This is a genomic window from Leptospira kemamanensis, assembly GCF_004769665.1.
Taxonomy (GTDB): Bacteria; Spirochaetota; Leptospiria; order Leptospirales; family Leptospiraceae; genus Leptospira_A; species Leptospira_A kemamanensis.
On the sequence record NZ_RQGG01000020.1, the window covers coordinates 1 to 9073 of the forward strand.

The 9073-nt window shown below is 36.1% G+C and carries 11 protein-coding genes and 1 pseudogene; all 12 read right to left on the minus strand.

Features of this window, described 5'->3' with window-relative positions; translation table 11 throughout:
• Positions 1 to 199 (minus strand): annotated as a pseudogene (locus tag EHQ59_RS08225) (hypothetical protein); the annotation flags it as partial.
• Between the two features lie 71 nt (positions 200 to 270).
• Positions 271 to 846: an LBF_2127 family putative lipoprotein gene (locus EHQ59_RS08230; protein ID WP_135619171.1), complete on the minus strand. Its 576-nt coding sequence runs from the start codon at positions 844 to 846 to the stop codon at positions 271 to 273.
• A 36-nt stretch (positions 847 to 882) separates the two neighbouring features.
• Positions 883 to 2181, minus strand: a complete 1299-nt coding sequence (locus EHQ59_RS08235; protein ID WP_135619173.1) for a DUF2079 domain-containing protein — start codon at positions 2179 to 2181, stop codon at positions 883 to 885.
• Position 2182: 1 nt separating this feature from the next.
• Positions 2183 to 3745: an NAD(P)/FAD-dependent oxidoreductase gene (locus tag EHQ59_RS08240; protein ID WP_135619175.1), complete on the minus strand. Its 1563-nt coding sequence runs from the start codon at positions 3743 to 3745 to the stop codon at positions 2183 to 2185.
• 72 nt (positions 3746 to 3817) lie between these two features.
• Positions 3818 to 4429, minus strand: a complete 612-nt coding sequence (locus tag EHQ59_RS08245; RefSeq protein ID WP_135619177.1) for an FMN-binding negative transcriptional regulator — start codon at positions 4427 to 4429, stop codon at positions 3818 to 3820.
• Between the two features lie 26 nt (positions 4430 to 4455).
• Positions 4456 to 4905: a GNAT family N-acetyltransferase gene (locus tag EHQ59_RS08250; RefSeq protein WP_135619179.1), complete on the minus strand. Its 450-nt coding sequence runs from the start codon at positions 4903 to 4905 to the stop codon at positions 4456 to 4458.
• The gene (locus tag EHQ59_RS08255; protein ID WP_135619181.1) at positions 4877 to 5302 is read right to left on the minus strand and encodes a hypothetical protein; all 426 of its coding nucleotides are present in this window, start codon (positions 5300 to 5302) and stop codon (positions 4877 to 4879) included. The genes EHQ59_RS08250 and EHQ59_RS08255 overlap by 29 nt, the downstream gene beginning before the upstream one ends.
• Before the next feature lies 1 nt (position 5303).
• Positions 5304 to 5801 carry a DinB family protein gene (locus EHQ59_RS08260; RefSeq protein WP_135619183.1) on the minus strand — a complete coding sequence of 166 codons (498 nt, stop codon included), beginning with the start codon at positions 5799 to 5801 and terminating at the stop codon, positions 5304 to 5306.
• Positions 5802 to 5888: 87 nt separating this feature from the next.
• Positions 5889 to 7073: a chromate efflux transporter gene (gene chrA, locus EHQ59_RS08265; protein WP_135619185.1), complete on the minus strand. Its 1185-nt coding sequence runs from the start codon at positions 7071 to 7073 to the stop codon at positions 5889 to 5891.
• Positions 7057 to 7356, minus strand: a complete 300-nt coding sequence (locus tag EHQ59_RS08270; protein WP_135619187.1) for a PadR family transcriptional regulator — start codon at positions 7354 to 7356, stop codon at positions 7057 to 7059. The genes chrA and EHQ59_RS08270 overlap by 17 nt, the downstream gene beginning before the upstream one ends.
• Positions 7357 to 7479: 123 nt before the next feature.
• Entirely contained in the window at positions 7480 to 8238 is a 759-nt protein-coding gene (locus EHQ59_RS08275) for a phytanoyl-CoA dioxygenase family protein (protein WP_244245446.1), read from the minus strand.
• A 15-nt stretch (positions 8239 to 8253) separates the two neighbouring features.
• Entirely contained in the window at positions 8254 to 8877 is a 624-nt protein-coding gene (locus EHQ59_RS08280) for a GNAT family N-acetyltransferase (protein ID WP_135619189.1), read from the minus strand.
• Positions 8878 to 9073: the final 196 nt, after the last annotated feature.

The following is a 9073-nucleotide window of genomic DNA, read 5'->3' on the forward strand; positions in this document are numbered from 1 at the left end:
CTGTTTTCCAGTCATTTAAGATATCATCTGCTCTCATTTTGTTTCGATATTGGATGAAAGGTGTTGTGAGAATAGGATAAATAAAAATTGGAGAAATGGCAGTATTGAGAAGTGATAAACTCACAACGAGTCCAAGAGTTAATACGTTCTCATCAAAAACTTCTGTCACTTGTCGTTTTGTTTGAAAATAATATGCCAAACATTCATCAGTATTATTGGCAGGTTGGAAAGGTATACTGACACAACCAAGAACCTGAGAAAAAATTAAAATTATAACGAGGTTTCTATACTTTTGATACATGTATTTACTGCTTCTAAGTTTGTCTCTTCAATCATTCTCTGGAAGTTTCTCACTTTATAAAATCCATATAAGAATTCGTTGGCTGATCCCTTTTTAATGATCCTTTCTTCTTTGACTAAATTTTTATTTAGATAGAGCTTGTATTGGAATTCCACACTGTAGTCACCGTCTCGATATTGGATGGGCCAAATCGCAATCAAAGGATAAATTGCAGGCCATGAATACCACCAATTGTATTTGTCTTGGTAGGTTGTTTTCATTTCGATATCAATCGTATAAAATTCTTTTGATGAATCTGGTTCTAACTCGTTTAGAACATTGGCAAACAAGGCAGCAGATTGAAAATGCCCTTTTAATGCTCTTCGCCAAGCATCCGTATATACACCTCTATCTGCCGATAGAATTTCAAATTTTCCAATGACAAGATTTAGGTTCGTTTTCGTGCGATCCGGATTTCCATTGATTGTAGGTGGAGGGACTTGTCTGAGGTCTGTCGCACATTGTACAAGGAACAAAATGCCAATAAAGATGATATACTGTTTCATTCTCACTGTTTGATGGTGCAGAAGATTTCCATTCGATCAATCAATTTTCTTATGTTGGAAGATAAGAATGTGGTTTTCCTTATGAAAACTCTGCTCATAACCAATCGGCGCTTTCTCATACGGTGGAAAATCCTTTCCTTGGTAGTACACAAAATACTTTGCCGAGTACTCTTTGTTAGGTAGAAACAAGTACACTTCAGATCGATTTGCTAGGTATTGAGGAACATTGGAAACAATAGACTCACCTGGAAAAAGGGAACGCAAAATCGACACATCATCTGTTTTGATTTGTCGATTCATGAAGTCTTTTCGATAGGAATAGGTTTTCGTTATTGGACCAAATTGGAAAAACAAAACTATTGAAATCAAAAGAGAAAGGCTAAGAATGGTTCGTTTCCACGGGAGAGAAAACGATTCTACTTCTTCGATAAAACTTAAGAAGAGAATCGGAATCGTGATAAAACTATGATGGGTAAAGGGAGTTTTGTTCACTTCCCATTGTGAACCAAGCGAATACAACACGTAGGGAAACAGACAGAGACTAAGCGGGTAACGGAGTGGCAAAAACAAAAAAGGGAATAGTAAAAAAAGTAGGAGATAAGGAAACAGATGGTATTTGGTGATTGCACCAATGGGATCAACATATCGTTCCAGATGTGCTAGTTTGTAATGTTCTGTCTGGTTATTGAAATAGTATAATAAAAAAATCGAAAGGATCATATAGAGGATGGTTATGATGCCAATCGTTCGACTTTCTTTGGGATGGCTGTCCCGAATCAAAAAAGAAAATACAATCCAAATCAGTGTGGTCTCTTCTTTTGTGCATAAACTTAGGAAAAAGAATACATACCAAAGTTTAGATTGTTTTTTCCAAAACAGAAAAAAGAAAAAGAAAAAAGGAATCCATAAAACTTCTGGATGGAAATCAAAAATTTGAATCCAATAGATAGGTACGTAAAGAGCATATAACAGTGGATATATGATTTTGTATGAATTTTGGTTTCCGAAAGTCGGTAAAACAAAGATTGGAATACTTAAAATCAATGCCTGTAAGATTAATAAAGTTTCAGCATGTGAAAAATAATGATACAAAATACCAATGGGATAAATAAACCAATTGATATGATCTGAAAAATAATGATGTGATTGCCCATCGATACCAAGTGAGGTGAATGCTTCGCCAGTATGGCTCAGGTTGTAAAATAGGTTTTCAAAAAGACCGATGTCAACACCCGCACCCATATGTTGGTAACGGTAGATTGCTCGCTCTGATAAAAAATAGAAAACAAAACTCCCAATGAGAAAACTGGGGAGAAATTTTCCAAATGATTTCATTTTACTTTGTGAAAGAACCAGTTAGGGCGGCTTCTGCACATTTCATTCCATCAATAGCAGCAGAAACAATTCCTCCCGCATACCCTGCACCTTCACCACAGGGATACAATCCTTTAATCGCGATATGTTCTAAGGTATCTGGATTCCGTGGAATTTGAATTGGAGAAGATGTTCTTGTTTCGGGTGCATGTAAGATCGCTTCATTGGTGAAATATCCTTTCATGGAGGAATCAAATTCTTTAAATCCCTTTTGAAGAGCATCAACAATGAGAGGAGGAAGAACTTCGGCCAAAGAGACAGATACAAGTCCAGGGGTATAAGAAGTTTTAGGAAGATCGGTTGACATAATGTTTTTTGTAAAGTCTACCATACGTTGAGCAGGTGCTTTTTGCGTCCCACCGTTGACACTAAATGCTTTTTGTTCGATCGAAGATTGGTACTTAAGAGCTGAAAAAACTCCAAACGATTCAAATGATTTAAAATCATCTAATCGAAGTTCAACGACGATTCCTGAGTTGGCTGTTGGTCTTGATCTCTCTGCACTGGACCAACCATTGGTCACAACTTCCCCTGGATTAGTGGCACAAGGTGCAATGACACCACCTGGACACATACAAAAACTATATACACCTCTGCCATTGATTTGTTTTACTAAAGAATATTCTGAAGCAGGTAATAATGGATTTTTAGTGATACAATGATATTGGATGGAATCAATTAAACTTTGTGGATGTTCCACTCGAACTCCAATCGCCAAAGGTTTGGTATGAATTTCTATTCCTTTTTCATGTAATAAGTGAAACATCTCTCTGCCCGAGTGTCCCGTTGCAATAATGACATGATTTGCCTTCCTCTTCTGACCATCCGCTGTGATGACACCTTGGATGGACTTCCCGTTGAGAATGAGATCAGTGACACGAGTTTGAAAATGAATCTCTCCACCGGCAGCTAAAATACATTCACGAATGTTTTGAATGATTCGTGGAAGTTTATTTGTGCCAATATGAGGGTGAGCATCCACTAATATTTGTTTTGTGGCACCAAAAGAGACAAGATATTCCAATACCTTTCTGATATTCCCTCTTTTTTTGGATCTCGTATACAGTTTGCCATCTGAATAGGTTCCTGCACCACCTTCCCCGAAACAATAGTTAGAATCTTCATTGACAATGTGATGAACGTTTATCCCTCGCAGATCAGCGACTCTCTCTTTTACATTTTTTCCCCGTTCTAAAATGATAGGTTTTTTACCTAACTCTAAGACACGTAAGGCGGCAAAAAGTCCAGCAGGACCTGCACCGATGATGAGAACTGGTTCTTGTAAGGAAACATTTGAAAAATTGGGTAAGGAGAAATTAGCAGGGATAAACTCTTCATTGACATAAACATCCAATCGTAATTGGAATACGATGTTTTTTTGACGGGCATCAATGGAACGAGCGGTACATTCTATGTGTTTGATATCTTGTTTGGGAATTTTGTTTTGTTTGGAGACAAACTGTAAAAGATGATCGGGATTTACTGCAATTTCAGGTGTGACTCTGACATTTAATTCTAGTTTCAATGTGTTTCACTTAACTCATTCTTTCTATAGAGAAAACGTTTTCGTTTTATGAAAAGTGAGTTGATTCAATCCTTATGAATTCTGATCTAAGGATTGTTTCATTAAATTGGCAATCGCTTTTTCGTTTTCCCCTGGCATTCTTTCTAGATTCTGAATCACTCGTTTTCTTCGTTCCACCGAGTTGTTTTGGCTAAGTTTCTCTTTTCCTTCCCAATTTGTGATTTGAATTCGGAAGGGAATAATCCCTTTCTTTAAACCTAATAGATACTTCTCGTCGACTTCTTTGAACTGATAACTCGAATTTTCTGTTTCAAACGTTTGGACCAGAGTTTCTAATCCTTTTTGAATTTCGATTGGATCTTCCAAATAGGTTAATATCCCTTTGATGTGGACAGCAGTGTAATTCCAGGTAGGAACTGAATCATTTGTTTCATACCAAGAAGGGGAAATATAACAATGTGGTCCAGTAAAGATACAAAGCATTTCTTTCCCATTTGCATTTTTTTGTGGGTTTGGTTTGGCGAAATGTCCAAACAAGTATTTGTGATCTTCCGAAAGGATGAGAGGCAAATGGGTAGCTTCGTTTGTGTTTTCTAAAGATGAAATCAAAATTCCAAATGCATTTTCCTTCACGAATTGGATCATCGTGGATGGATTCATACGGAATGGTTCAGGAATGTACATCGAAACTTACCTCGGCTGTCTCAGGATTATGTGGATTTCCAAAAATAGGTTAAAAATTCTGTTTCCTCTATAAAACCTTCCTTCACATATAAAGACCTTGCGTCTTGATTGTGCACAGAAGTAGACAACTCAAGTCCTTTTCCTTGGAATGTTTTGGTAAATGACTTTGCTTCACTAATAAGTTGTTTGGCGATACCTTGCTTTCTGTTTTCGGTTTTGACATATAAATCATTTAGAATATAAGATCGTTGCATGGATATAGAAGAAAATACGGGATAGAGTTGTGTAAAACCAACAAAATTTCCTGTTTTAGTATCTTCTGCAAGGAAGATGATGGATTGACAATGTTCCATTCGATTCTTTAAAAATTCGTTTGCATCATGATGATTGCTTTCTTGGCCATAGAACTGCCTGTACAAATCAAATAACTCGGTTAGTTGTGAAAGATCATTGTGGTTCGCTTGTCTGATTTTCATATTTTGGTACCAATGTAAAACTAACCACTGCTAAAAAAGCAGTGACTGGTGTTGCCAGTAAAGATTCTAAATCTGTTACTGCAATTAAATTCCCGATTGTATTGAGAAAAAATATTCCTGAGATAAATCCAAAGACAATGCGAATCCATACAGGAACGAAACCTAAGTTTAAATATCGTAAATAAATATAACTACAATAAACAAAGAATACATTGGATACTAAGGAAATACTTTCCATCAAATACATTTCTTGTACTGATTGTAACCTACCTCCCCATAGATACTGATAAGGAATGATTTGTAAGAGAGCAAAAAAATGGAAAAGTGAAGTAAAAGAAAAGATTACGAGTAAAATTTTACTGGTCATGGTTCTTGTTTTTTTAGTTGGTTTCCACATATTATTTTCCTAAAGATTGTAAGTAATACACATAATCGATTTCGGGAGAAGGTCCACCGAGTATAGTAATGGCAGCGGTAATCTGGCCCCGGTGGTGTGTTCTATGGTTCATGTTATGATGAACTACATCACAATACAAAAGTTCAGCTTCAAAACCTCTCATTGTTTTGTATCGAAATGGATCTTGCCATTTAATATGATCAAAGTTAGAGATCCAATCCTTCCAAACGAGGATACTTTTTAGTAATTTTCCTTTTAAGGTTTCACGGTCTTTTTCTAACTCTTCACCCAAGGAATTGGGAAGGTATGTTTGTCCCGTAAGTCTTGTATACCAAACGTTCTCCACAACTAACAAGTGATTGAGAGTGCCATGGATGGATTTAAAAAATAATCCAACATCTTTTTTGTAATCCGTGTCAGATAAACTTTCAATGGACTTGTATAAAAGATTAGTGGCCCAAAGGTGGTAGTCATTATTTCGTAGGAAAAAATCTTTCATAAAGAAAGATTTTTCCAAAAGAATTCAAAAGACAATGATAAATTGATTTAAGTGTTGATTCTTCTCTTTGAATCGCTACCAACCTCCCTAAAGATAAACGAAAAAACTTACTGCTACTGTAGCGATGACCACTAACCAGGAAGGCAGTTTCCAAAATTCCAAAAGTAAAAATCCAACAATGACAAGGGCAAAGTCTTTCGGAGAAAAGACGGCACTGGTCCAAACCGGATTGTAAAATGCCGCAAGTAAGATTCCTACAACAGACGCATTGATGCCAAGCATTGCTTTTCGGATCCATTTGTTTTTCCTCATTTGTTCCCAGAAAGGAAGGGCTCCTATAATGAGTAAAAAAGAAGGAAGGAAAGCTGCCACCAAACAGACAATAGCTCCAGTCCATCCATTGGGATTGGCAGTTGATACTGCACCTAAAAAACTACTGAATGCAAATAAAGGGCCAGGAATTGCATTGGACATTCCGTAACCTGCCATAAATAAGTCATTACTTACCCAACCAGTTGGAACCACTTCGGCTTGTAATAATGGTAAAACTACATGTCCTCCGCCAAAAACGAGTGCTCCAGCACGATAAAAACTATCTACATATTGAACTTCAGTTAGATTAACAAAATTTCTTAATACAGGAAGAAGGAACAACAAAACAAAAAAGAGAATTAAAAATAGAAATCCAATTGATTTTTTTCCATTGTGAATGGAGTCGTGAGGTAAATCTTCTTTTGATTTTAAAAAATAAACTCCAATCAAACCCGATATAACAAGAAGTGTGATTTGTAAAATTGCAGAACTAAAAAACAATAGTATTACGCTTGTTAAAATAGAAACCGTAAGTCTTTCTTTGTCGGGACAAAGTTTTTTTCCCATTCCCAAAATGGCTTGTGCGACAACGGCAACAGCAACTACTTTAAGACCATGTAACCAGTGTTTATGATTTGTGATATCAATTGTTGATAAACCAAGTCCAAATAATATCAAAATTAAGGCAGAAGGTAGAGTGAATCCAATCCAAGAAAGTATGGCTCCTAATATACCTCCTCGAGAAAGTCCAATGGCCATTCCAACCTGGCTACTCGCTGGCCCTGGTAAAAATTGACATAAGGCAACTAAGTCTGCATAGGCGTGTGCACTTATCCATTTTTTTTTCGTTACATATTCGTCGTGAAAGTAACTTAAGTGGGCGATGGGACCACCAAATGATGTGAAGCCGAGTTTGAGTGCAGTCAAAAATATTTGTAATAGTTTATTGAAGTATTTCACCGATTAACTCCTTAAGTTTGATTTTTGCAGAGGAAAGTTCTTTTTTTCCTTTTGGCGTGATGCGATAGAATTTTCGTTTTACCTTTCCCGTTTGTTCGATACGAGAACGAATGAGTCCTTTTTCTTCTAGGTGTTTTAAGAGAGGATACAAAGAACCAGGACTAATTTTATAGCCATGTTCTCTTAATTCTTCCATCATCCAAACTCCGTAAATTTCTTCCTTTAGACAGTGGTGTAAGATGTGAATTTTGATAAAACTGGAAAAAAATTCATTAATTCGCATTCTAAATCAAATTACGATATCGTAAGTTGATAGTCAAATGAAAAATCTAATTACCAATATTCGATTGAAATGATTATTAAATTCTCTGACAAAAATGAGAACCATAATATTCTTTTATTTTATTTATTTTGTTACAAATAATTTTCTTTGTTCGGTGGTTAAGGAACTTTCATTACAATTTGGAAAGTGGTCCCATTTCGCAACCGTCTCTTTTGATTCTGGAAAATTCGTGTAAAGGATATCGAACGAAAATCGATTTTTCCCATACTCACCTTTGTGGAGGAGGTGAGAAGAAAATACGAATAAATCTCCAGGATCATGAGGGATGAGGATTTGGTTTGTTAATGGTTCATCACTTCGATGGTTGTTCATTTCCAATCGGACTTCTCTTTCTTTTTCGTGATCCCAACGTATATGGGAGCCAGGGACAATCCAAATCCCAGGATCCTCTTCCAGTGGAATTCGAAAGTGCCAAACAAAATCTTTTTGGATTTTTGTTTTCTGTTCTTCTTCTGTGATTTCCAAATACTGAATATCACGATGCCAATAGGGAAGTTTCTTATCATCTACAGGATTGAAAAAAATCTGAGTATTGAGAAAATAATAATCAGTTTTTAAAATGTTCTTACAAATTTCTAAAATTGTTTTCGATGCAATGAACTGAAACAGTATGTCCCGTTCTTCTGCATTTTGTATAAACTTTGTCGAAGTGAGATAGGCACTATTGATCACCAAAGGATGGTCATATAATTTTTTCCATTCCGCATTTGCTTTTTGTAAAATGGTTTTTATTTGTAGGATCGTTTGAATTGGAAAAATACCCTTCCAAAGATAAAATCCATCCACAATCAGTTCTTTTTCCATATTTAAAAAAGAATCCATGTTAAACGAATCAATTTAGGTTTCTTTTTCCATATAATGATGTGATGGAATTTTGCCTTCCCAACCTTTTGGGTGCCTTGTTTCCTTGATCGTAAAACCTAACTTTTGATAGAGACCAATGGCTGAAGGATTTTCCATAGAAACATCCAAGGACACGGTTTTAAATTTTGGATTTTTTTGGATCATAAACTCAATGAGTTGTTTGGCGATTCCTTGGTTTCGGTGTGATTCCGAAACAGCAATATGACCTAAATACAAACAATTCGATTTAGGTGGTTGAATGACGGTTTCTGTTTTTAAACCGCGAGCCATTACCTTTGGTGCTTTCCATTTGTATAACAAAAGAATTTGTAAGGCTGTACCTAAAGTGAGAGCTAAAAAATTTGGTTGGGTGTATTCTAAGATGGAACCCACAACTTCGCCTTCTTTTACAGCAACAAAGTGGTTTGAAAATGAAATTGTGTTTCCACGTTTTCGGTAGGCAGAACGCAAAAAATCAAATGCTGAAATCTTTCCTTCTTGGAAAACAAAATCCCATGCACGAGGCCCAGAGGAATGGATGAGAGGGACAATCTTGTGAATGTCTTCCTGTAAGGCTTTGCGAATGGTAATGGATGATAGATTCTTTTGAGATAACATATATGTTGTTGTATGGTTGATTCCCTTTATCATACAACGATTTTTGTAAAAAATGAAAGAAGGTTCCAGCATAGATTGTAGTGGAAATTGCTTACTGATTTCAATGTAGCCTGATTACATAAAAACGGACACCTTTTTTTCGCAGAAAAAGCAAGAGGTGCCAAGTGAGCAGACGATCAAAATACTCTCCGGAGTT

What these genes read in the sequence shown, in the direction of transcription:
- EHQ59_RS08230 (WP_135619171.1), bottom strand. Translation starts at nt 846, where the DNA reads ATGAAACAGTATATCATCTTTATTGGCATTTTGTTCCTTGTACAATGT.
- EHQ59_RS08235 (WP_135619173.1), bottom strand. Translation starts at nt 2,181, where the DNA reads ATGAAATCATTTGGAAAATTTCTCCCCAGTTTTCTCATTGGGAGTTTT.
- EHQ59_RS08245 (WP_135619177.1), bottom strand. Translation starts at nt 4,429, where the DNA reads ATGTACATTCCTGAACCATTCCGTATGAATCCATCCACGATGATCCAA.
- EHQ59_RS08250 (WP_135619179.1), bottom strand. Translation starts at nt 4,905, where the DNA reads ATGAAAATCAGACAAGCGAACCACAATGATCTTTCACAACTAACCGAG.
- EHQ59_RS08255 (WP_135619181.1), bottom strand. Translation starts at nt 5,302, where the DNA reads ATGTGGAAACCAACTAAAAAAACAAGAACCATGACCAGTAAAATTTTA.
- EHQ59_RS08260 (WP_135619183.1), bottom strand. Translation starts at nt 5,801, where the DNA reads ATGAAAGATTTTTTCCTACGAAATAATGACTACCACCTTTGGGCCACT.
- EHQ59_RS08270 (WP_135619187.1), bottom strand. Translation starts at nt 7,356, where the DNA reads ATGCGAATTAATGAATTTTTTTCCAGTTTTATCAAAATTCACATCTTA.
- EHQ59_RS08275 (WP_244245446.1), bottom strand. Translation starts at nt 8,238, where the DNA reads ATGGATTCTTTTTTAAATATGGAAAAAGAACTGATTGTGGATGGATTT.
- EHQ59_RS08280 (WP_135619189.1), bottom strand. Translation starts at nt 8,877, where the DNA reads ATGTTATCTCAAAAGAATCTATCATCCATTACCATTCGCAAAGCCTTA.